Source organism: Paenibacillus alvei DSM 29 (assembly GCF_000293805.1).
GTDB lineage: Bacteria > Bacillota > Bacilli > Paenibacillales > Paenibacillaceae > Paenibacillus_B > Paenibacillus_B alvei.
In genome coordinates, this window is sequence record NZ_AMBZ01000001.1 from 591,538 (window position 1) to 615,210 (window position 23,673).

Annotated in this window: 22 protein-coding genes; 5 read left to right on the forward strand and 17 right to left on the reverse strand. The window is 47.3% G+C overall.

What is annotated here, in order from left to right:
* Positions 1–77: 77 nt before the first annotated feature.
* The 5 genes from PAV_RS02760 to PAV_RS02780 all read right to left on the reverse strand — a co-directional run bounded on the left by PAV_RS02760 (position 78) and on the right by PAV_RS02780 (position 4,319).
* A complete protein-coding gene (locus PAV_RS02760) occupies positions 78–1,034 on the reverse strand; it encodes an ABC transporter permease (RefSeq protein ID WP_005543349.1) in 957 nt (318 codons plus the stop codon).
* A complete protein-coding gene (locus PAV_RS02765; protein ID WP_005543350.1) occupies positions 1,027–1,953 on the reverse strand; it encodes an ABC transporter ATP-binding protein in 927 nt (308 codons plus the stop codon). The genes PAV_RS02760 and PAV_RS02765 overlap by 8 nt, the downstream gene beginning before the upstream one ends.
* A gap of 89 nt (positions 1,954–2,042) precedes the next feature.
* Entirely contained in the window at positions 2,043–3,071 is a 1,029-nt protein-coding gene (locus PAV_RS02770; RefSeq protein ID WP_005543351.1) for a hypothetical protein, read from the reverse strand.
* Positions 3,061–3,936 (reverse strand): ABC transporter ATP-binding protein, encoded by an 876-nt coding sequence (locus tag PAV_RS02775; RefSeq protein WP_005543352.1) that lies wholly within the window; start codon positions 3,934–3,936, stop codon positions 3,061–3,063. Before PAV_RS02775 ends, PAV_RS02770 begins: the two co-directional genes overlap by 11 nt.
* The gene (locus PAV_RS02780; RefSeq protein ID WP_005543353.1) at positions 3,933–4,319 is read right to left on the reverse strand and encodes a GntR family transcriptional regulator; all 387 of its coding nucleotides are present in this window, start codon (positions 4,317–4,319) and stop codon (positions 3,933–3,935) included. The genes PAV_RS02775 and PAV_RS02780 overlap by 4 nt, the downstream gene beginning before the upstream one ends.
* 184 nt (positions 4,320–4,503) lie before the next feature.
* Here PAV_RS02780 and PAV_RS02785 point away from each other — a divergent pair, with 184 nt between their 5' ends.
* Both PAV_RS02785 and PAV_RS02790 read left to right on the forward strand, forming a co-directional pair.
* Positions 4,504–5,418: an alpha/beta hydrolase family protein gene (locus PAV_RS02785; RefSeq protein ID WP_005543354.1), complete on the forward strand. Its 915-nt coding sequence runs from the start codon at positions 4,504–4,506 to the stop codon at positions 5,416–5,418.
* A 90-nt stretch (positions 5,419–5,508) separates the two neighbouring features.
* A complete protein-coding gene (locus tag PAV_RS02790) occupies positions 5,509–6,882 on the forward strand; it encodes a Na+/H+ antiporter NhaC family protein (protein ID WP_005543355.1) in 1,374 nt (457 codons plus the stop codon).
* 219 nt (positions 6,883–7,101) lie between these two features.
* Here the strand turns inward: PAV_RS02790 and PAV_RS35800 are convergent, their stop codons facing one another.
* Together PAV_RS35800 and PAV_RS35805 are read right to left on the reverse strand one after the other, a co-directional pair.
* Positions 7,102–8,445 carry a metallophosphoesterase gene (locus PAV_RS35800; RefSeq protein ID WP_338010896.1) on the reverse strand — a complete coding sequence of 448 codons (1,344 nt, stop codon included), beginning with the start codon at positions 8,443–8,445 and terminating at the stop codon, positions 7,102–7,104.
* Positions 8,430–9,362, reverse strand: coding sequence for a fibronectin type III domain-containing protein (locus tag PAV_RS35805; RefSeq protein WP_005543357.1), 933 nt, complete (start codon positions 9,360–9,362; stop codon positions 8,430–8,432). The genes PAV_RS35800 and PAV_RS35805 overlap by 16 nt, the downstream gene beginning before the upstream one ends.
* Positions 9,363–9,624: 262 nt before the next feature.
* On the opposite strand from PAV_RS35805, the gene PAV_RS02800 reads away from it, so the two are divergent.
* Positions 9,625–10,047, forward strand: a complete 423-nt coding sequence (locus tag PAV_RS02800) for a hypothetical protein (protein WP_005543358.1) — start codon at positions 9,625–9,627, stop codon at positions 10,045–10,047.
* 144 nt (positions 10,048–10,191) lie between these two features.
* Here PAV_RS02800 and nadE read toward each other — a convergent pair whose 3' ends face one another.
* The 5 genes from nadE to PAV_RS02820 form a co-directional block, all read right to left on the reverse strand.
* Entirely contained in the window at positions 10,192–11,001 is an 810-nt protein-coding gene (gene nadE, locus PAV_RS02805; RefSeq protein WP_005543359.1) for an ammonia-dependent NAD(+) synthetase, read from the reverse strand.
* Positions 11,002–11,088: 87 nt separating this feature from the next.
* On the reverse strand, positions 11,089–11,523 hold the full coding sequence (locus tag PAV_RS02810; protein WP_005543360.1) for a BrxA/BrxB family bacilliredoxin: 435 nt from the start codon (positions 11,521–11,523) through the stop codon (positions 11,089–11,091).
* A gap of 197 nt (positions 11,524–11,720) precedes the next feature.
* Positions 11,721–11,831 (reverse strand): hypothetical protein, encoded by a 111-nt coding sequence (locus PAV_RS35510; RefSeq protein ID WP_005543361.1) that lies wholly within the window; start codon positions 11,829–11,831, stop codon positions 11,721–11,723.
* Positions 11,832–11,886: 55 nt separating this feature from the next.
* Complete coding sequence (locus PAV_RS02815; RefSeq protein ID WP_278000066.1) at positions 11,887–12,657, reverse strand: hypothetical protein; 771 nt, start codon at positions 12,655–12,657, stop codon at positions 11,887–11,889.
* A gap of 43 nt (positions 12,658–12,700) precedes the next feature.
* Positions 12,701–14,491, reverse strand: coding sequence for an ATP-binding protein (locus PAV_RS02820; protein ID WP_005543364.1), 1,791 nt, complete (start codon positions 14,489–14,491; stop codon positions 12,701–12,703).
* A gap of 175 nt (positions 14,492–14,666) precedes the next feature.
* On the opposite strand from PAV_RS02820, the gene PAV_RS02825 reads away from it, so the two are divergent.
* Positions 14,667–15,941 carry a BaiN/RdsA family NAD(P)/FAD-dependent oxidoreductase gene (locus PAV_RS02825; RefSeq protein ID WP_005543366.1) on the forward strand — a complete coding sequence of 425 codons (1,275 nt, stop codon included), beginning with the start codon at positions 14,667–14,669 and terminating at the stop codon, positions 15,939–15,941.
* Positions 15,942–15,985: 44 nt separating this feature from the next.
* Here PAV_RS02825 and PAV_RS02830 read toward each other — a convergent pair whose 3' ends face one another.
* The 3 genes from PAV_RS02830 to PAV_RS02840 form a co-directional block, all read right to left on the reverse strand.
* The gene (locus PAV_RS02830) at positions 15,986–16,405 is read right to left on the reverse strand and encodes a hypothetical protein (RefSeq protein WP_005543367.1); all 420 of its coding nucleotides are present in this window, start codon (positions 16,403–16,405) and stop codon (positions 15,986–15,988) included.
* Positions 16,406–16,516: 111 nt separating this feature from the next.
* Complete coding sequence (locus PAV_RS02835) at positions 16,517–17,857, reverse strand: ABC transporter permease (RefSeq protein ID WP_005543368.1); 1,341 nt, start codon at positions 17,855–17,857, stop codon at positions 16,517–16,519.
* Complete coding sequence (locus PAV_RS02840; RefSeq protein WP_005543369.1) at positions 17,857–18,555, reverse strand: ABC transporter ATP-binding protein; 699 nt, start codon at positions 18,553–18,555, stop codon at positions 17,857–17,859. Before PAV_RS02840 ends, PAV_RS02835 begins: the two co-directional genes overlap by 1 nt.
* A 313-nt stretch (positions 18,556–18,868) precedes the next feature.
* Between PAV_RS02840 and PAV_RS02845 the strand changes: the two genes are divergently transcribed.
* Complete coding sequence (locus tag PAV_RS02845; protein WP_005543371.1) at positions 18,869–19,342, forward strand: MarR family winged helix-turn-helix transcriptional regulator; 474 nt, start codon at positions 18,869–18,871, stop codon at positions 19,340–19,342.
* 71 nt (positions 19,343–19,413) lie between these two features.
* Here PAV_RS02845 and PAV_RS02850 read toward each other — a convergent pair whose 3' ends face one another.
* Together PAV_RS02850 and PAV_RS02855 are read right to left on the reverse strand one after the other, a co-directional pair.
* Positions 19,414–20,763 carry an ABC transporter substrate-binding protein gene (locus PAV_RS02850; RefSeq protein WP_005543373.1) on the reverse strand — a complete coding sequence of 450 codons (1,350 nt, stop codon included), beginning with the start codon at positions 20,761–20,763 and terminating at the stop codon, positions 19,414–19,416.
* Positions 20,764–20,766: 3 nt separating this feature from the next.
* Positions 20,767–23,514: an EAL domain-containing protein gene (locus PAV_RS02855; protein WP_005543375.1), complete on the reverse strand. Its 2,748-nt coding sequence runs from the start codon at positions 23,512–23,514 to the stop codon at positions 20,767–20,769.
* Positions 23,515–23,673 lie beyond the last annotated feature (159 nt).

Sequence of the window (23,673 nt, forward strand, 5' to 3'; positions counted from 1 at the left end):
AGTTGAAGCAACCAAAATATGCACCTATAAAAAAACCGCCTATCATATAGGCGGACTTGATAATTGCAGTTGCTTTATTATCCTGCTACATCTCTCTTGGTAAAGGTGAGCCATGAAACGACATGGAAAACAACAAAGTAAACAAGCAGTACGGCTATTGAAAATCCGAGCGTCATATCCGGGCGCAGCGGCGTCCCCTCGAAATACGGTCGTAAATTGATGTTTGCGAACAATATATATTTCCCCCAATTGTAATGGGCGAACAATGCCGCCATATTGCCTCCAACGATCAAGAAGCACAAAGAAAAGGCGATAGCCATGGACGAGCTGCGGAATGCGGCAGATATCATAAATGCCAATGTCGTGAACATCACTAGCTCAATGATACCGAAGCCATAATCTTGCACCAAGGCAAGCAGCCTTGGGTTTTCCACAATCGCACCCTCTTGTCCGATGCTGATGAGAGGTTGAGAGAATTCGCCGAATCCCTCAATAACGCCGCCTACCAAGAAGGAAAACGCAATGTTAACGATAGTAAGCATTACTGCGAATAGGAGAGTCGCTGCATACTTACTACATAATATGCGAGTGCGCGAGGCGGGCCCGACTAGCAGCAGCTTGATTGTCCCCCACGAATACTCTGCGGCAAACATGTCTGCCGCGACTACAACAGTGAATAAAATGACAACAAACATCAGCTTCGAAGAGAGATTCACGATGCTCCATATGTTCAACGCATACGGATTGCTCTGATGCTCCAAATGGTATTCATTAAGGCGAATCTGATTCGCAATCTCCATCTTCGCTTCTGGATCTATCTCTCCACTATTATCCGCCAGCTTCTGCTTCAAATGTTCATTTGTTTGAATCAAATTTTGCTGCCAGCCCTCTCCCCTGCGCGGATCTTGGTCAATTTCCATAATGGACGTCAGCAGCACAATGGCTGCCATTAATAGCCCAATCATGACCCACGTACGCGGACGGCGATAGATTTTCATATTCTCGTTCTGAATGAGGCTGTAGTAGCTAGACAATATGCTCTCCTCCTGTCAGCTCCAAGAATTGATCTTCCAGTGACTGATTCGCCGCATGAATGCCATAGACATCGATGCCTGCATGCACAAGCGCCCTTGTCAGCTCTGGAACTTGCTTGCGCCCCGCTGAAACGTGAAGCTGCCCGCCATCGATCTGCATACTTAGATCGGCCATCATCATCGACAGCAGCGCTCTGGCTTCCTTCGGATTGTCGACATCAATCACGATATGTTGATTGTTCGCCTGCTCCTTTAATTGCTTAATAGATCGAACATCAATTAACTTGCCCGTCTGAATTATTGCAACTCGATCGCACATCAGTTCCATCTCAGACAATAAATGAGAGGATACGACGATACTGATGCCTTCCTTATGCGCCAAGTTGCGCAAATAATCACGCAGTTCGCGGATTCCCGCAGGATCCAGGCCATTTGTCGGCTCGTCAAGAATTAGAATGGAGGGCTTGTGCAGCAGCGCTTGAGCAACCCCAAGCCGCTGACGCATGCCGAGTGAATAGCGCTTAACTTTTTCATGAATGCGATTTTCCAACCCTACGAGCTTCACTACTTCATGAATCCGTTCGGTTGTTACGCCAGAGTGCCGTCTGCCGTAATACACAAGATTTTGATACCCTGTTAAAAACTTGTACATTTCTGGATTTTCCACAATTGCGCCAATATGGGTCATCGCCTGCTCGAATTGCTTATGTACAGGAATTCCTTTCACATAGATTTCGCCAGATGTCATTGAGATTAAGCCTACAATCATACGAATTGTTGTGGTCTTGCCAGCACCGTTGGGCCCGAGAAATCCAAATACCTCTCCTGCCGGGACATCAAAGGACATCTGATCTACAATCGTGCGCTTGCCAATTCGTTTGGTAACATTGCGGAGCTGAAGGACTGCTTCTGTGCTCATACGATACGAACCTCCTGTCAGTGAATCTCTTTTATGGAATTCTGCCGCGAGATGGAAGTGTAACAACTTACCATCTCATTCCCTCCAACCTAGAGTCTAACTCGCATATGAGTAAGGGTACGAATGATCAGGTAACCAATAGCACCACCAAGTGCTGCTCCAACTATATAACCGGTTCTCCCTGGCGACAGCGCATCATATCCGATACTACCGCCAAGCAGTAAAGCACACAGGACAAAGCATAAAATGAATGCTTTCTCAATAAACGGGAAAATAATGAGTTTTCCGTTATTTTCAAGTCGATTACGCGAATAAAACAACGTCCCTATGATAAAAAGGACGATACTGATAGCCGCCACTACTGTGTAAGGGTAGTTACCATTTTCAAATAAAATCTTACCATTTTCATGTAAAACCCAGTTTGATATATTGAAATTCTCCCACACCGTACCTCGAGTCTTTAAAGTGGTATACGACGGAGTAATCATGAAAATAAAAAGGAGTTGCTGCAGCATCATTTTGAAGAATTCAAATAGGAACAAGCTAATAATTGAAAGTGAAGCCTGCATCGTCCATGAACCTGTAAACGAACCAATAAACATTGAAAACGTAAACGTAGACACTGCAACAAAAACCATATGAAATCCGCGTATAATGAAACTTCCAACGTTCACATACTCCCCTATTTCCGACAGCTTGATTATGGCAATATCGAGTGCAAGGATAATCGCGACAACAAATACAATATATGTGCAGCCAACCATCCATTTCGTTATATACTGCAACCATCTTGGATAAGGAAGCGCAAAAACCTGTTCACTGGCATAATTGCGTCGTTCATAGCCTAATTGCCAAATTGACAATAAAAATCCTCCAAATACTAAGAACAACAACATGGTACCACCATAATCTCTCAATAGGTCCCAAGCAACGTCATCAGGATACCTTTTTATAAATCTTACAAATGCATCCTTTTCCTTAGGTGTAGAGAACCACAGCATCCGCATGTGTGGATATACAATTGACATAAAGCTTGCCAGCAGCATGAGCCACAGCAATACCCGCGTATGGCGATACTCCTTCCACCAGAGCGCCTTTACGAACAGCCTATGCTTCATCGTCGTTACCTCCCGCCTTTCCGATAAACCAATCCTCTAATGTCAATGGGAGTTCATCGACGAGAAGCGGATTCAATTCCTGCAATGCGGCCATCGCCTCATCGGTTTCCAAGATGACCGTATTTACCCGACCAACCTGCTGTAAGACGAACACATCCGCTCGATGCAGCCACATTGGAGGCTTATCTCCATTGAATACGACCTGCATCTTTTTCATCCGCTCACGCAGTCGCTCCAGCTCCCATACATCATCCGTTCTTCCCTCCTGCAGCAGCACTACAGTATCCGCCATCCGGTCGAGCTCACCAAGCATGTGTGAGGAAATCACAATGGAGTTATGTTCATCAAGCGAGTTCACAATTAAGCTTAGCAGCTGCTTTTTAGCCACAGCATCCACACCATTGGTCGGCTCATCAAATAAGATTAATTTCGCCTTGGTCGCCAGTCCAAGCGCCGTGCTGAACAGCATTTTCATCCCTTTGGACAAGGTGCGAACCCGCTTATTCATCGGCAGCTTGAATCGTTCCATTGCCGACGTGAAAAAGAACAGATCGAAGTTCGGATAGATCATTCCATACCACGCAGCACATTCACGTATCGTATACATTTCGAGCGCAGTGGGGGCATCGGGTACGAATACCACCTCCTGCTTGCATGCTGCGTGTTTATGAATATCCGTGCCATGAAACAAGACACTGCCATGATCCGGATCGTAAATCCCGACCAAGGTACGCAGCAGCGTAGTTTTTCCAGCACCATTGCGTCCTACTAATCCAGTGATCTTTCCCGGTTCTATCGTAAAGCTTGCCCCGCGAAGGATCGGTTTCCCATCAATCGCTTTATGGACATCTGTCACTTGCATCATGATTCATCCCTCCACCATTCCACAGAAGCTTGCTCCACCATCTCTATAAATTCTTTCCGAGCAAGCCCCAAATGCTTTGCTTCAACGGCAATGCGGTTCAACTCATCCTTCAGCTTCGCCATTCGTTCATGAGCCATGCGAGGAGCAGGTGTATCCGCAATGAAAGTGCCCTTGCCCCGAACCGTTATGATGACTCCTTGGCGCTCCAATTCTTGATAGGACTTGCTTACTGTATTTGGATTCACTAACAGCATTGTTGACAACTCCCTTACGGACGGCACCTTGTCTCCACTTTGCAGCGCTCCCTGTGCAACCAGAGCTTTCATCTGTTCGACGATCTGCTCATAAATAGGGGTAGCGCTGTGTTCTTGTAATCGAAACATGGCGGCCTCCTTTCATATATTCAATCGATCCTGATTAAATTTTAGAGTGTACTACTGAAACTAGTACACATAGTACACTCTTCAGCCTAAAAATGTCAAGACATATATTGGAATGACATGCTCCATTCTTCTAATTTTGTGTTACAATATGGCTGGATATAGTCAGACCAAGGGGGTCGGATTAATGAGACATTCATTTACGCTCACATGGGAAGGGCAGGATCGCATATTGCGCGGCGATGCCTTCGTTCCTGGCAGCACCTTCGTTCCGAAGGAGAAGTCAAAAGCAGGTGTACTTCTTGTAGCCCATGGCTACAAGGGATTCAAGGATTGGGGCATGTTCCCTTACGTCGGCAAGCAATTGGCTGAACGCAGCGGACTTCTGACCCTAACCATTAATTTTACATATAACGGTGTGGGCCCCTCACTCGATCGATTCGATGAGCCTGGGCGGTTTGCTGTGAACACCTATCAGCGAGAGCAAGAAGATATAGACGTTCTTTTCAACTGGATTCGTTCAGAAAAATTTGGCCAGTGGATAATATCTGAGGGGATTGAATATGATGTATTGCCAAATACACCTATTTACCTGCTCGGCCACAGTCGTGGCGGCGCCACCTGCCTGCTCTATGCACTTGATCATCCCCATGCAGTTAGCGGCGTGATTTCGTGGAACGGAGTTACGAATATGGATCTGTTCACGGAACAGCAGAAGCAGGAAATGAGGCAATCTGGACGTTCTGCCGTAATTAATGCCCGCACTAAAGAGGCTTTGCCATTAGATCGAGCTATGCTGGAGGATTTGGAGTCCAACGTGGAAAGATACGCACTGATAGAACGTATCAAGGATGCTGATTTTCCGCTTATTCTTGTCCAAGGTTCCGATGATCTGCCTGGATTCCGTGAAGGATCGGCGAAGCTTGTTCAGAACTATACCGGGGCAAAATGGATAACCATAGACGGCGCCGGGCATACCTTCAACACCGTCCATCCCTTCCAAGGCACGACCCCAGCGCTTGAAGCTGCAATCGAAGCCACTGTGGAATGGCTTCACCACTGTGTATCCGGCCAGCCGGCAAGGAACGACAGTACAACTTGAACGTAATCTGCTAAAAATCATTGTGATGTATGATTTGGTTGCATCATTGATGCAGCATTAGAGTGATAAGACAGGAGTTGCCTAATAGCCATGTTATCCAAACAACAGCTGATTACGGTCATTATGACTACTATTGCAGGACTGACTGCAGCTTACTTGCTTCATATTCCACTCCTTATTGGATTTGCACTCGGCTTCATCGTTCTTACATACTTATCTCGCCGGCAAGGCAACGCATGGACATCCCTGCTTCGTTATATGAGAGATGGCGCCAAGCACACACTGGGAGTAGCCTGGATTCTTATTATGGTTGGTCTCATGATCCCGGCATGGACCATAAGCGGAACAATTCCTTATCTCATTGAACAAGGATTGTCTTGGATTGAGCCTGCTTACATGACAACACTTACGTTCTGGTTCTCCACGATCTTCTCCATGCTGCTCGGGACATCAACTGGAACACTTAGTGCCGTGGGCATTCCTATGATGGGTGTGGCTGCTATTGCTGGCGTTCCCTTACCGCTTATGGCAGGGGCACTCATTTCAGGTGCATTTGTCGGAGACCGGACTTCGCCATTCTCCAGCACGCACCGTCTTGTTGCGGATTCAACAGGAACAAGTGTCGGTCGGCAATATTCAGCTCTCGTGCCTACTACGCTGCTTGCGTTGGCTTCAGCTACCGTATTCTTCATGTGGTTCGATACCCAGGGCAAGTGGACTGTACCCGAACAAGCTCTGCGCATGGAATCATTCCACAGCCACTTCACCTTTAGTCCGTGGTTGTTCGCACCTGCTGCTGTCTTAATTATTGCGATCGTATTCCGACTGCAAGCCCGCATCGCCTTTACCATGTCCATTATTGTCGCGCTCGTGATCGGTACATGGCTGCAAGGCGCGACGCCTGCAGAGTGGCTGAATGGATTCTTGTTCGGATATGAAAATGCCGAGCTCCCTTCTCTTCATACGAAGGGCGTGCTGCAAATGATAGAGCTTGTCCTATTTATTATGATCGCTGGCGCATTCAATGGCGTTTTAGAAGCTACTCGTTCATTAGAGCCATATATCGCCGCCTTTATCGGCCGGAACAGCTCCCTGCCAGGAGCAACCGTCCGGGTCGGCTTATTTGGATTGTCATTAACCCTTGTATCTTGCACGCAGACACTGCCGATTATGATGGCAGGACGGAGCGTGATGCCGCTGTGGTCGGAGCGTTTTCCCAAAGAACAACTGGCAAGAGTGATCGCGGACAGCGCGCTCGTCTTTGCCGCAATTATTCCTTGGAACTTGCTTGCAGTACTGTGCGGTACAATATTGGGCATTCCTGTCCATGCTTATGCACCGTTTGCAGTCTTCCTTTGGGTTACTCCAATTTGGACTCTGCTCGTGTCATGGATGATTCGGCACAAACGTCCACGCAAGCTGACGTCCGCACCTGCTTCAACGGTGCAAGGATTACAACCGTGACTCTATTGTAAGATCATGGCGAAGAGAATTGTCTAAAAAGCGACAACAATACAAATAAACCGGTTCTACTATGCCAGTAGGAACCGGTTTATTTATTTCTGCTTTTATCAGTTCAATACAGTGTGATATCGAATATGTGACTAAGCTTGCCTGCAGCCGATGTTCACGCTCTCTTGTCTTTCAAGCCGCAATTCCAAAGCTTCCCAATGTTCGCCAAGCTTATTGCTTGCCATGAGTAACCTGAACGGGATCCGAATTATTTCTTGCTCCGACCGCCTTAATAACAAAGCGGTAGCTTTGTTTAGAATCCACCTTCTTAAGCACATAACTATAATCGGCTTGACTTGGAAGGGCAGGGACATACAGACTCCAATTTTTCCCCACCTTATCATCCTGCTCATAAATTCGAAAACCTCTTACATCCGACGTAACAGCAGGAAGACTCCACGACAGAATTGCATTTCCGCTTTCGAACTTTAGGCTCGCTTTCTCTACTTTGGCAGGCTTGACGTCCGTTCTCTTGATGCTGTACTCATCGTACTTCTTAATTCCCTCGTTCTTTGCCGCCGTATAGGACGTGAATTTCAGAACATCATTCGATATCGAAACATCAGTGAACATCTTTTTGAACGGTTGTGCGTCAATGACTGCAAAATAATCGTCATACCCCGGATGTTTTTCGTAAAATTTTCCCCCTACTGAGTTTGTCATGAGGTATACGGTGCCTTTTGGATCGACAACATTTCCCTCTTTGTCCTTCACCACGTTTTTGATCGGCTTATCATTGAGCATTTGGTAGGATCGCATATACATATGGTCATGGGCTTCGAACACAATATCAATTCCCATCTCATCCAAAACGGGGATCAAGTATTTTTTGTAGAATCGGATACGGCCGTCTTCCCACTGTCCCGCATTGTCACCTGCCGAGTAAGGACCTTTGTGGAGCGAAACGAATTTCCATTTCTTATCGGTTCTCGCAACCTGATTTCTCATCCAATCCAATTGGGCGTTGAATTCGGGATCTACCCATTCCAATTCTCCTTTTTTATTCAATCCTCCCTCAAATTGAGAGTTAAATTGCATGAAGAGCGCGTCCCCGTATTCGAACGCGTATACAGAACCGTCATGAGTACCTTTTACAACATCCTTCGGCAAATGAAAATGGTTGTAGAAGTTGTTATTGTCCGTAGTTTCGTCTCCATCGTAGTCTTTCACCTCATGGCCGCCAAGCACAGGCACGAACGGCACTCGAGCAAATTCCTGTTGAGGGAGACCCAGAAACCACTGCCACTGCGATTCCAAATCACCATTGTCGACTAAATCCCCAGTTAATAGAAAGAACTTCGGATCCCCAATATGCTCGATCGCTCTGCGGAATGTATCCTGCCAGAGCTCGAATGTCGATTTGCTGGAGGCTTGCGAATCCGATCCTACGATAAAATGAAATTCCCGATTATCCGCTTGATCCGTCGTAAATGATCCGAGAGCCCCCCATCCATCCGCATCTCCGTTGCCTGCCCGATAATGATATAACGTTCCCGGCTTTAGATTATTGGCAATGACCTTATGGCTTGCGAATTTCGTTTTTTATTGGAGGATCGATCGCCTTTTACCATGAATGTCTCGATAATGTCGGAACTCCCGGTATAAGTAATCGCCTTTGCTTCCGGAAATGCGCCGTTCACCATTTCGGAGGCTTCGACCACCTGCAGCTTTGTGCCGGTTATCTCCTTCGGCGTATACCAAGCAAACGCCAAGCTTGTCTTGGTATCTCCGTTAAAAGTCATGCTTAATAACTGCGGCGCCTTGAAAGAGCTGTTCGTTTTGGGTACCCCATAAACAACGATATCCTTGATCCGGCTTGAACCGGTGTCGCCGATCGAGCCGCTGCCTGCTACTCTGGAATCGGAGTTTACAACCCAACGAATATATAATTGCTCCTGATCGGCTGCTCCGCTTGGCAGCGCAATACCGTTTAACGATCCGGCAGAACTGTATTCCGTGCTAAGTACAAGCGCTCCTTTTTCAACGTCTGTCCATTTGGCCAAATCCGTGCTGATTTGAAGCTTGAAGTCCTTAGGCCCAGTACTGGAGGACTTCTGTTGCGAAGATACCGTAATTTGCTCCAGTCCTTTCGTCGACAAGGAGGCTAACCAAGCCTTCTTGCCTTTGCCCTTGTCCCATCCTTGATAACGGATGCTCTTTTCGCTCTCATCAAATGTAAATCCTTTTCTGGAGCTCCCGCCAACCTCTTGGGAAAGCGTAGCGGAGCCTTTGAATAAACCGGACGATGCATAGAAGGTGCCCGGATCGTTCTTTATGTTCGCAAATTCCCATTTGGCCGCAATCTCTGCACTTGCGGACGCATTCAATTCTTCCTGTGCGTAAGCAGAGCCCATGCTGGAAACTACCAGCATAACCGCTACCCATACCGAAAACACGCGATAACCATTCGTTAGCAAAAAACGCTTCCCCATTCCATCGCCTCTTTCCATTCAATAAATGAAATGCCTCGATATTGAATAAACAACAGGAAAATGCCAAAGCCAGTCACTTATATTATACATATTATGGAATAAATGGGCTATTGATTTATTCACTGTGCTGCCACACCGACACATCCTGTTCACTTGTTTTTTCGGTTCAATCTGATAGAATACGGGTAATTCTCAGATAACGCTCTTCATCGCAACAGCGCACAAACGCTGTATGCAGACACAGTCAGCAAGGAGGATACCTATGACTACTCTATATTCGGACACACGCGCGAACGCTAATGTCAAACAATCTATTTCCACACTTCAGAATCTTCTGGTGTCACTCACTCATCAAGAAGTCATTTCATGTCATCTCCCATTCATCGAGCATACGCTTTATCCTGAAAATTCGATTTTTATATATACAGAACAGCAGCTTCTTCATCCAGAATCCCCATTTCGTCTGAAGCGCAAGCTTCAAGAAGATGAGATCGTCATCGCCTATCTGGAATCCCGCGGATTGCTCGTAGCCGCAGGCTCAGAATCTGCATTGTCTAAAGCTTGCCTGAAGCTAGGCAGCTTGCTTGCGGAACAATGCGCAGCACTGACGCAGGCCGCGCGTCCTCGCTTAAAAGGAGTATTCTGGCGGGGTGTATCCCAAGATGTACATCCTCGCGCGATATAACCGGAAGTGAAAGCGCAATAAAGTTGGCATGCCGTATATCGTAAAGTCCGGAAAGCCCAATAAATACAAGAAGGCAAGCATCCAGAGCGATGCTTGCCTTCTATACGTAGGTAACTGCTTATCAGCGGTTTGCCTGTTATTCCGTTAGATGCCCGGAATCGGAGAGCGCTTGTGCTCTGTCTTCCGGTATTGGCGCTCGATTTTTTCACGTACGTCATCTGGAATTGCTTTGCCTTCGAGATAATCGCTATTATGCTCGTACGTAATGCCAAGCTCTTTCTCATCAGTTTGACCTTCCCACAAACCTGCTGTTGGCGCCTTGTCGATCACACTTGCTGGGACACCGATATGCTTGGCAAGCAAGCGAACCTGACGCTTGTTCAAGGATGACAATGGCGTAATATCCACTGCGCCATCTCCCCACTTCGTATAGAAGCCAGTCAACGCTTCAGATGCATGATCCGTACCTACTACGAGCAAGTTCATATCAAATGCAAGTGCGTATTGAACCACCATTCGCGTACGAGCCTTCATGTTCCCTTTATTTGGAACACCCAGTGTGCGTGCATTCGGCAGCTGCTTAAGCGCTGCTTCTACCTCTTGAGCGGCTTCATCTACCGCTTTCGCAATATTCGTTTCTACCGTGTGCTGCAAATTGAATGCTTTCGCAGTAGCGTAACTGTCGGAAATATCCGCCTGCGTGCCATATGGCTGGAACACGCCAAGCGTCATATATTCCTTGCCCGTCTCCGCAGTCAATTCATCTGTCGCCTGCTTGCACAGTCCAGTTGCTACCGCACTGTCAATCCCGCCGCTAATCGCGATTAGAAGCCCATTCGTCCCTGTATTCAACACATACTGCTTCAAGAAGTCGACCCGCTTGCGCACCTCGGCATCTGGATCGATCTGTGGCTGTACATTGAAACGCTTAATAATCTCTTGCTGCAAACTCATGATTCCGTCCCCTTCCTACAAGCATCGGTGCTTGGCCTACAATTCTATAGAAATCCCCGCATCAGCTAGATGCGGGGCATTGTGAACTTAGCGGCAGAACTTATCGTACGCAGCTGTCAGATCAGCAGCGATCTCTTCAGCAGAACGATTCTCCACATTATGACGCTCAATAAAATGCACCAATTCGCCGTCCTTCATCAACGCAATCGATGGAGAAGAAGGCGGATACGGCGCAAAGTATTCGCGAGCCTTAGCCGTCGCTTCCTTGTCTTGCCCTGCAAATACCGTAAACAAGTGATCCGGTACAGCATCGTGCTCTAGCGACTTGCGCACACCTGGGCGGCACAGTCCAGCGGCACAACCGCATACTGAATTGACAACAACAAGAGCTGTTCCCTTCGCTGTAGCAAGCTTCTCTTCCACTTCCTCTGGTGTACGCAGCTCAATGCAGCCGATGGAAGTTAACTCGTCACGCATAGGTTGAACCATATCACGCATATATTGCTCAAAAGACATGGACATCCTTACTTCACTCCTAACTCTATAAATAATTCCGTTGCCAGTGGATGAGTACCATCGGACACTGTCGCTACTATTGTAACCACTTGTAGGGAAGTAAAGCAAGGGAAAGCCGAAACCGATATCGGTTCCGGCTCGCTGACTTCTGCCAGTTAGGCCCTCATTGCTGAGGAAGCTTGAAGCCCTTGGACATATCCTTTCTACGTAGAAGGACGGTTCGGGCCGTTCAACTTCTTATCGACTCCGCAGGTATCATTTGCAGCGCTGTTTTGCTTGTCTTGCTTGCGCTGTTCCTTTGAATCTTGGCTCATCGCATAGGCCTCCTTTTCACAAAGTCGGTTCTATTATGCGCAAGCTGGAATCGACCTATCCTTGTGAAGCTGGGGGCTCTCTCATTTCTGCCATCTTAGAGGCTTCATCCTGCACATCCTGATGCTGTATTTCTCGTTCCCTATAGCGAGTTACGAAGTATCCTGCCACTAGCATCGCACTGAAAATCCATTGATCCACAGTCAGGAAAAGCCATGGCGTTCCCTCCCCGTATGCATAACTTCCAAGCATTCCTACCACTCCACACACCACTAAGGTGATTTGCGCGTCAATTAACAAGCCTAACTTTCGCTGACGGGCCCATAGCAAGGCAAGGAGTACAATGCAGCCGAGTGTCTCTGCCGGCGGTATTCCCCCCACTTCGAAGCCGCTAATTTGCAGAAGCGGTGTAAATCCGGGAGCATGCCCGCCATTGATCGTATAGATCCAGCCATAAGCTGCAACATAAGTCAACATACTATGCGCTAGCAGATCGATCAGAACAGTATAAGACAGCTGATGTTTGCGTATGTATAAGGTCGTCCACACGATGATGCCGAGGATAAGCAGAATATTCCCCTCTGTGGAAGTGCCTGTTATGTACAGCAGCGAACGTGGCTGCTGCCACAAGATTGAAGGCGTATCCCACAAAAATCCGAATTTCTCATTGAGGATGATGACGAGGATAACTGTCATTGTCCAGTCTCCATAGCGTCGAGAGATGCCGCCTTCCGCCCGAGCCCGAAGCGTCATAGCCCCAGCTGCCAGAAGCAAAGCCAGCAGGCTGACGAGCAGTCCCCAATGAATCGTAATATTGCCAAGCTGCATGACGCTCACCTGATCCACCTCCAAGCTTCATATTAACGAAAGTCTATACGGGGTTCAATGCCTCTTCTTTATCCGGCTGCTGTAAATGATTCATCTGCACCTGTTGACTCCTGTTAGCGGTCTGTTCTGTTGCAGGAGTATGAAGGAATGAGCGAGCCTTCTCTGCGAGGCTAAAATTCACCTCAAAAACTGTTCCACCCTCTCCCGTATTCACCTTAATCGTTCCATCATGCTGCTCGACGATGCTCAGGCACAACGGCAGACCGAGACCAGTTCCTTTCGATTTCGTTGTATAGAATGGCTCGAACAGACGTCCGACGATATCGGCTGGAATACCCGGCCCTGTATCCTTGATACGAAGCTGTACGTGGTCTCCGTCTAGCCGCGTTTCGAGCGTAAGCACGCCTCCGGACATCATTTCCTCCATAGCTTCCATCGCATTGCGGGACAAATTGAGGATAAGCTGCTTCATCTCCTTTACATTTACTGGGAAAATCGGCACATCCTCTGAAAGCTTCAATGCTACTTCTTGCCCCCTCATATTGGCATCCGCCCATAGCAGCGGCGATAACTGACGGATAATATCATGAAGATGAACATGCTCTTTCTCTACAATTCGGTTCTGTGCTAATGCAAGAAAGTCATTAATAATGCTGTTCGCTCTATCGATCTCCTCCATAACGATTCGATAGTATTCTCTAAGATGGTCTGGACTTTTCTCTTGCAGCAGCTGCATGAATCCACGAATTACCGCCATTGGATTGCGAATCTCATGAGTGATGCTTGCTGCCATCTGCCCGACCAGACTCAATCGTTCCATTCTGCCCAGCTCTGCACGCAGCTTCGACAGTTCTGTTATATCATGCATCATTCCGACAGCACCGGTAATCGCTCCAGTTGCTTGACTACGAATTGCGCCGGCGCTCACTACGTATTCCCTTTCATCGAACCTAACCACGATACCTTCTACCTTCTCACCGCCGAGCGCACGATACATGCCTTCATATAAGGATGGAAAGTCTCCCACCTGCGTGACTAGACAGCGGAACGGACGACCAAGAATATCCCCCTTCGTCACGTAAGGCGCGGTATTCCGCATGCTGCGCAGCATCATATCATTAACTGCTGTAATATTCGTTTGTGCATCAACCGCAATGACACCGAGCGGTGTTGTATTAATCAGTTGATTCATCTTCTCTGCTTCCTCGCGGTATTTCGCGGAGACGATTTCATACCCTTGTTCAAGGAACAGCTTCTCCCTCGTTTCCTCCATATAATACACGACTAAGTAAGCAGTAAGAATAAAAGCCGCTCCCAGCATAATCATCAACAGAAGCACGCTTCCATTTATCACTCTTTCATGACTCCATAGCAGAACACCATAAACCACTGAATATAGAATGATTCCTGCAAAGGAAAAAGACAAAATAATAACGACGCGTTGACGGAAGCCGGAATGACGGAAAGAATTAATAAAAGCAAACATTAGAGGGATCATATAAATGAGCGCATCGCTCCATAACTTCTGAGGATGTCCATCTTGATAAAAAAATCCAAGCATGCTCAAATAGAGCCCGATCATGAGCAGTCCAATTCGGTGCCCGCCATACATTACACCAAGCATAAAGGGTAAAAATCGAAAATCAAACGGCTGAGGTGTTTCCGTATAAAAGGAAAATACGATACAAAGCAGCATGGACACGGCAGAAGACAATCCAATGACGAGAGGAGCGCGTGGCACTCGCTCCGGCTTCATGGAGCATACTTGATAAGCAATCGCGGGTATGCAAGCAATAAGGCTTTGCAATAAGATTTCCTTAAGTGCTACGTACATACAGTTCTCCTCTTGATATGATAGAGATGGTAGGATTGGCTTGATTAAAGCATAAAATATTTGTCTTTTCAATGGAGCTGTTGAACGTTTTAGCGAAGTTTTAGTTTTTGCGATACAATAGGCTTCAGTACCCGAATACGCAGAGCGTATTTTAGACCTGTCAAAGGAGTATGAAATGGAAAGAACCGATGTTATCGTCGTGGGCGGCGGCCCCTCTGGTCTTATGGCTTCCATCTCCGCTACGCGCAGTGGAGCCAAGGTGGTTCTCGTGGATAAGGGAGATCGACTTGGGCGCAAGCTGGCCATATCCGGCGGAGGACGCTGTAATGTGACGAACAATAAACCACTGGACGAGCTGATTCAGCATATCCCTGGAAACGGGAGGTTTTTGCACAGCGCGTTCAATCATTTCAATAATAAGGATATCATTGCGTTTTTTGAAAAGCTCGGGATTGCTTTAAAGGAAGAGGATAACGGCCGCATGTTCCCTGTGTCAGATAAAGCCAAAACGGTCGTTGAGTCGCTGCTAGGCGAAGTACGCCGATTAGGTGTATCGATTCGCGTTAATCAGCCTGTAGCCAATTTGTTATTCGAGGATGGCGCCGTCCAGGGGGTTTTCTTCAAGGATGGAACAACACTATATGCGAACGCAGTTGTATTGGCTACCGGAGGCAAGTCTGTTCCACATACAGGCTCTACAGGAGACGGCTACGCGTGGGCAGAAGCTGCCGGTCATACAATTACAGAGTTGTATCCGACAGAAGTACCGTTGACCTCCAACACGTATTTTATTCGCGAGAAGCTGCTGCAAGGCCTATCCTTGCGCAATATTCGCATTGCGGTATGGAACAGCAAAGGGAAGAAATTGATCGAGCATGAGGGCGACCTCCTCTTTACCCACTTCGGTATATCCGGCCCCGCTGCCCTTCGCTGCAGCCAATTCGTAGTGAAGGAATTGAAGCGCTCCGGACTTCAGACAGTCCAAGTCACTATCGATATAAAACCAGAGCTGTCGTTGGACGAGCTTGTCCGTGATTCGCTTCACATCTGTGCCCAAGAGCCGAAGAAAGCAATCAAGAATGTGCTTAAGCATATACTCCCTGAACGCATGATTCCACTGCTGCTTGAACAAACCGGTATCGATGAGGGAACAACCTATGACCACATTCCGAAGCAGCCATGGCAGGATATGTGTCGATTGATAAAGGCTTTCCCTGTGAAGATAAACGGGACGCTATCTATAGAGGAGGCCTTCGTAACTGGAGGCGGTGTGCATCTTAAGGAAATCGATCCGAAGACAATGCAATCAAAAATAATGCAAGGACTATACTTCTGTGGAGAAATACTAGACGTGCATGGTTATACGGGCGGCTATAACATAACAGCAGCCTTTGCAACCGGATATACAGCCGGTATGCACGCTGCCGTTCAAAACATGCATCAGTTCTAATCATGCGAACAGCCTGCTCAAGGGAGCAGGCTGTTCATCTTCTATCAGATATGGATGCCGCCCGGAAAATGATTCGTGGGCTCATCATCAAACATTCCATAAGCTTCCTCATCACGATGCGACAAGTCATCATGACTCGGGTTGCGTCTAACGGAAGCATATCGATCATCATCCGCCCAATCCTCATTGACCATATGAGCGGGGATTGGAATGTAATTCATACCATAGGCTTGATCCATCACAGACATCTCCGTCATATTCGCTTCATCTACAAGCTGACCGCCATGCGCCTCTGCTATTTCGAGCGCAGAGGTCAAATCCTGTTTATCGACATGAATATGCAGTACTGTGCCGCTGGCACTGTCGTAAGCAGGTGTGTAACCCAGCTCCTCCAGCGTATCAAACGCCAGTCTTGCACCTGCTGGATCCGAGAATCGGAACCGAATTGCAGTCGTATCTTGCATCCTCGTTCCTCCTATTCGAATATACTTCCTTTAATATACCCGTCCGCCAGAAGGAACATGCACATAATTTGGCTGCAATTGGCTGAACTCAGAAATGGAGGTAAATGGCGTCTATTCCTTAGAAAATACATTTCCTTCCGTTTCTTTCTCCTCCGCCAGCTTTTTCTTCTCCTTCCAGCCACGCATCATTACAATTACGGAGCCGATATAGGCAGCCATTAGACCACCGCCCGCAATATATAAAGGCAGCATAATCGGTGAGGCGGCAAGACCTGCCGCAAGCCCCCACAGCGCACCCGGCACCGCGCATAATACACGTGCCATATGTGCCGATGCCTGCTGCAGACTCTCCGAGCGAAAACGGAACATCGACGCAACGTCACCTTCTATGAACTCCTTCCAGTAAAGACTTAGCCAGTATCCAAGGATGACGCACAATACTGGTCCAATCAGTATGAACAGTCCATGAAGCGATGTGATGAAGGATGCCGTTACTCCAACCAACAGCAACTGCAAATAAAACTTGCGCTTTGTTCCGCTTCGAAGAAGAGATTTGACGGCAATTGCCCCAATGAGGCGCCCTGAATCGTTGGTGCTCATGATGTAGCCTGATTTCGGAAACAGCAATGGTCGTGTCCGCTTGCGCCGCTGCGGCTTCTCCACACTTCGCGATAGCAGCAAGGCAGTCAGGCGCATCTTGGCCTCCCCTTCCCGCTCGACATCTTGTTCGAATGTATGCTGGACATGGATACGCCAGCGAACTAACGGAACGCTGATGAACAAAAGCACCACACCATAAACGAACACGACACTGATATTAAATTCCAGCGAGTACAAGATGATTCCAAACAATACGATAGCAACTAAGGCTATAATCAAATCGATCAACAATCGCTTCCATCCTGAATAGACGGCATTATTATAGTTGCGTATAAGTCCAGCTAAGAAGGACAAACAGCAGACCGTAAAGCCTATCACGATTAAGTCTATAGGGAGGAAAGCATAACCGCGAATGAGCCAAGGTGCAAGCAGCAATAGGATAGCTGCGGTTATGATTGCACTTCGCAACAGATATTGACATAGCCCAAAGCGAACAAGCGGGTACCACCAATGAGGACGCTGTCGCAGAAATAAAATATCTCCACCCTCAACCCATGTACGAAGTGTCCCGCTTAAGATGGGCAGCACAAGTGGCAGCAGCCAGACTACAATAGACAGCTTCAACCACGCGGCGTCCAGTGGTTCAACCCACCAGCCCCAATAGAATTTCATCCCAAGCAGCAGTATCGGAACAACAATATATAGCCATACTGTCCAATCCAATGCGATTCGCAGCGCTCTCCACTGATACACTGTATTCGCGCAAAATCGACGGAAGGCAAGCGTTCGTGGTGATGTTACCTTCATCGTAGACAATGGGCGAGTTGGAAGAATCCTTTCCTCATTGTCCATTATGTCAACACCTCAAAACAATCGAATAATGTCCCATCCGGCAGGCCGCTCATTTGCCGCACTTCTTCAAATGTTCCCCGTGCCACAACACTGCCTTGATGCAGCAGAATGAAGCTGTCACACACACGTTCTGCGGTGTCGAGTACATGCGTACTCATAAGCACACCCGCTCCACGCTTGCGCTCCTCCTCCAGCATACGTAGAAATTTCCTTGTTGCACGCGGATCCAAGCCAATGAAAGGCTCGTCTACGATGTACAAAGAGGGTTTCAGCATGAAGGCGATTATCAGCATCAACTTCTGCTGCATTCCCTTCGAGAAGCTCGTCGGAAAGTGATGCTTCACCTCTGTCATCTGAAATTCTTTCAGCAAATACTCAGCCTGCTTCTCAAACTGTTCACGCGGCAGATCATGTGCAGAAGCAGCAAGCTCTATATGCTCCCATAATGTCATAGAATCATAAAGTACGGGTTGTTCCGGCACGTATGCATACGTGCCATTGCCATCCCCTATCCGTACAATCCCTTCGACATCCCGCATAATGCCTAGCACAGACTTGATAGTGGTGCTTTTCCCCGCTCCATTAGGTCCAATAAGACCAACTAATTGTCCCGCTTCTACTTGAAATGCAATGTTATTTATTTTGGATTCGCCCTTTTCATATCCTGCAGATCGTATCCTTGCATCAAGAACAACCATGGGATCTCCCCCTTATTCTTAGATCTAGCCCTGTTCCCCATCATATCTTACTCCTAGCCATCAGTTTACTCTATCAACGAGAATCTTGCACATATCCATATCTCGATGAAATGCCATAAAAATTCATTCAAAATGGCCCTCAACAACCATTTTGAAGTCTGAGCATACCTGAGCAAGGAAAAACGCCCACCCTAAATTTGAACAATTCAAAATTTTTTTGTTCAGTCTTTCACAAGTGTGACAAATGACATTTAATCTCCCGTCACCTTCGATATACGATGATAGGGTAAACCAAGTAATGAGGGGGATTCGTATGTCTGAACGAATCGATCACGAGACCGAAGCTGCCTTGCACCTATTCCGTGTCTTCTCCAAAGCATTCAAAAGCGTTACGGATCACTCAGCCGCCGGGTGCAAAGTCGAAGGATACAACCCAACTGATTTTGCTGTACTTGAAATGCTTTATCATAAAGGGCCTCAGCCCATTCAACAAATCGGTTCTAAGCTCCTGCTTCAGAGCGGCAACGTTACGTATGTCATTGATAAGCTGGAACGCAACGGCTTGCTTCGCCGCCATCCTTGTTCGACTGATCGACGTGTCATTTTTGCCGAGCTGACAGATAAAGGACGTGAGGAAATGCGAGGGGTATTCCCGAAGCATTCCATACTGCTGAAGCGTGCCATGAGCGGTCTGACACTTGAAGAAAAGAACGATGCTATTCAACTGCTCAAAAAGCTTGGGATACAAGCTGAACGGCTGAGTCTGGTCACAAAGAAGGGGTCATAATCACCCATTGCAATAATGGGCTACAACAACAGGCAAAGGCGGAAGAGATTATACTCTTCCGCCTTTGCCATTTATGACGTAATGTCCATTGTTTTGAACAACGCACGTGAATATTGTAATATGACACGCCTCTCTTGCTGCAGTCCCTGTTCAATCAATTTCTCAATCTGATTAAGAATCACATCCGGCAATGTATTATTCTCAATTCCTCTCTGCTTTACACTGCGGTACCATTCGGCTGCCTGCTTATCGAGAGGGGTTGGTCGGAACTCTTTCATCTTCGAAGCCAGCTCCATATATAATCGGTCTGCCTGCTGCCCACCTAGAAACTGACTATGGCGTTCTTGATCCAGCAATACCTTGCGAGAAGGCAAATAAGCAGCCACTGTCGAATCATCTGTCACTCCGTAAAATACACTCTTCATGAACGACCATGCCAGCTCCTTATTTCTAGCCTGTTCAGGCATAATGAGCGACGAGCCTGTGTAATAGCCATACAGTTTCATTGGCAGTCGTGTCGCTCTCCACAATCCTTTCGTATGCGGAGCCCACTCCTCCAATTGCCGCTCCCCCCAAGATCCTAAGTACACCATGGCCAGTTTCCCTTTCCCAAGCGCTTCGGTTCCCGCTTCTGTCCACACCCCTACATTGGCATCCAGCCCTTGCACATTTACACGCTGTGACAAAAGCAACCCTTGGGCAATCATTGCATTGTTTCGATTAAATTGAAGGCGGCTGTTTAATAGCGGGAACATCGACTCATACCACTGCAGCGGCTCACGATCCCATTGCAGCAGGTAAATTCCATGCTCCTTCAGCCGCTTCGCCATTGCAAGCCATCGATCTGGATCCTCCATGTAAAGAGCTAGCTTTTCTGGCTCTGAAGGGAACCCGTAACGCTCCATAATATCCTTGCGATAAAAGGTGACGAGCGGCGAAGTTGTAATCGGAAGGGCAATGAGATGCTTGTTATCATAGGATAATCCCGTGTCCCATAAGTCTGGAGATATATCAGGCTTCAATTCGCTCGCTTGAAAAGGGGGGGCGTTTAAGTCAACCAAGCCCTGTATCCCATTGAATTCCCCCAGAAATTCATGGCCTACCTCCATCACATCCGGTGCATATCCCTGCTCCAAGGCGTCCAAGTAGGCTTCAGCATGATCCTTATATGAGAACCGCTTCACATTTACGGTTACCCCTGGATGCGCGGCTTCAAATTTCTTGGCATAGTCGGCGTACTGTTCTTCGAAGCACCATACCGTAATCGATAAAGGCGGCTTAGCCTCCGCGATGTGCTCATCATCAGCCTGCACCTGATGCATAATCGAAGGTTGTTCATCACACCCGGAAGCCGTAAATAGAAATAGGATCAAAAATGATAACATCTTAATTTTATGAAATGATAAGCCCTTTCTTTTCACGAATCAACCCCCATATGCTGCAATTGAGTCTGGGCGACTTCTTAGCTGGCTAGAAAAGTCAGGGAATCTGGCAGCGAACTCATCGGCCGCAAGAGGAGGGCTAATATAATAGCCTTGAAATTGCTTGCAGCCTAGCGCTATCAACTGATCGAGCTCTTGGGAGGTTTCAATTCCTTCAGCGGTTACTTTCAGATTCATGCTGTCTCCCATTTGAATGATCGCCTGTACTATCGAGGCGTTCACTTTATCGGCGAATAGATGCCTTACGAAGGAACGATCAATTTTCAGAACATGCACTGGCAATGTTCTTAGACGATGCAGCGAGGAATAACCGGTACCGAAATCATCAATTCCAATCTGTACGCCTCGCCTCTTCAAATTGCTTAATACCTCATTGACCTGTTCAATTGATTTACTCATATATCCTTCGGTTATTTCTAAAATCAAATCACTCGGATAAAGTTCATAGTCTCTAATAATTCGATCAATGGTACTTACAAAGTCCTGTGCGAGCAACTGCCTTAATGAAACGTTAATCGATAATTGAAAGCTGGGCATGCCCGCATCCATCCACATTCGATACTGCATGCAAGCAGTCCGCAGCACCCATTCGCCAATCGGCACAATGAGACCTGTTTCTTCTGCGACCGGAATGAATTGTGCCGGCGAGATGAAGCCGCCCTCTTCAGGTAACCAGCGAAGGAGCACCTCTGCTCCCGTGACTTCTCCAGATACATCAACAATCGGTTGATAGTGAAGCAGCATTTCTCGACGCTGCAAGGCCTTATACAATCGAGTTTCCATAAACATGCGCTCAGGATGCAATTGCGGCTGCAGTTCATCATAGAACACTACTGAATGGCCTCCTCCGTCTTTGGCCGCATACATGGCTGTATCAGCCTGCTTCAGCAGATCCGTATAGGCGTGTCCATTATCCGGGTATAAGGAAACACCGATGCTGGCGGAGACGAACAGCTCATGACTCTGTACGTGGAAGCTTTCCCGAAGCCGGTGCAGGATCCGATTTGCTACTGCGCTGATCTCCTCCCTGGAGCTGTCCTCCAGCATAATGATGAACTCATCCCCTCCATATCTCGAAGATAAATGACGTCCGGACAGCTTGGACAGACAATCAGACAAGCGCTGCGCAACTTGTACGAGCAGCATATCCCCCACATTGTGGCCAAGCGAATCATTAATATGCTTGAATCGATCAATATCGATGAACATCAGTGCCAGGGAGCTCGCCTTGTTCTCTGCAGCGTCCAAAGCTCTCTCCACATTCATCGTAAAGAAATGACGATTGGGAAGCTGGGTCAATGTATCATAATATGCGATATGCTGCAGCCTCTCTTCCGATAGTTCCAGCATCTTTGTTTGATCCAGCAGCTTCTCATTCATGCGCAGCAATTCCTTGAACACTTCAGTTAAGCGATCACCCATCGCGCGGAAGTTGAGTGCCAAGGAGCGAATTTCCCCGATTCGAATACACGGCCACTTAACAGAAATATCTTTCAGCAATCGATGGTGCATGCCCGCTGTCGCTTTTTCCAGATCACCGAGTGAACGGACAATGAAGCGGCTTACAGCAAGAGATACCCCGGTAGCAAGCAGGCAGACCATGAACAGCATAAGAAATTTGCGCAAATACACATCTATCGTCGTTTGCAAAAAATAGGAGATTGGAATAAAGCCAACCACCTTGGCGATCGGATGATCTGTCAGCCTATCCTCCAGTACATAATAACCGTCATTCCACCTCCTTGTTCCATAATCATAATTTCGATCCGGAGGCAGTATGCGGGAAAAGGAAGATCTCACTCCATAAGCATCTGTTCTCATCTGCGAATGATTGGCAGGCACGCGGACAGGAGACTTGTTAGGGACATTTTCACCCACATACCCACCATTTCGTTCGAACCATACCTCATCACTAGATGCGACTAACTGACCCCTTTTATTATAAGCAGCCAGCTTCAACAATCCGTTCTGGGAATGGAGCTTTAGGTTATCGCGAAGCTTTCCCGTCTCCATAATCGATCCGAGGTTAATGCCTTGGCGCTCCTTCTTCCCCATCCCCAATAAAGTATCCGTAATTTGAGCGGTCTGCAATTCGATTCTTGTGATGGAATCCCGCTCGATATCTCGCTGCATATCACGGCTATCGATTAACATATTCAGCAGGAATGGAATAAATACAATTGCGACGGAGAGATGCATCAACAGTTGATTGAGATACACTGACTTCGTTCGCAAGTCAGGCATCAGCCGCTTCCATGGCATGTAAGTAACGACCACATCTGCGATTAAAGCATTCAATAGTCCGCTCATCGCGAACATAAAATATTGAAGCAATGCCTCTGCATTGAATTCGTTCGTCTGCAAGTAAAATAACATCACTGCAAGCGGAGCACCGATTCCAAACCAAAACAGACTGTCCCAAAGGAGAAGAAGTCCTCTCTTCCGTTCATACATATATCCAACCAAAATCATTTCCAATCCAATAAGCAGCAATATAAATGAGCCATTACCAGAAAAATAGAAGCCTAGTCCAACAATAAGCGCCATAATTGCCGCCCAATGCGAACCGTACAGAACAAGCATAATGAGCAGAGTGGCTCCGCACAGCATGAATTCTGCACCGTATGAAAATTCGAGTCCAATGACAGAGAACACTGCAGTGAGAACGGTCAGTATCACGAACAGCATACTTGTGCGCAGCGAAGCCAACGGGTGTAACGTACGTGACATGGCAGAGTGACTCCTTTACAGTTGGAAGCAGTTCATTTCTCCTATTCCGAAAATACTTCGACACAAATCCAAAATTTCCTACTTTTATGGAGAATAATGTAGAATGATTTATTTGCAACGTACAACAAGCACATTATTCTTGACTACCGCCGCGATCAA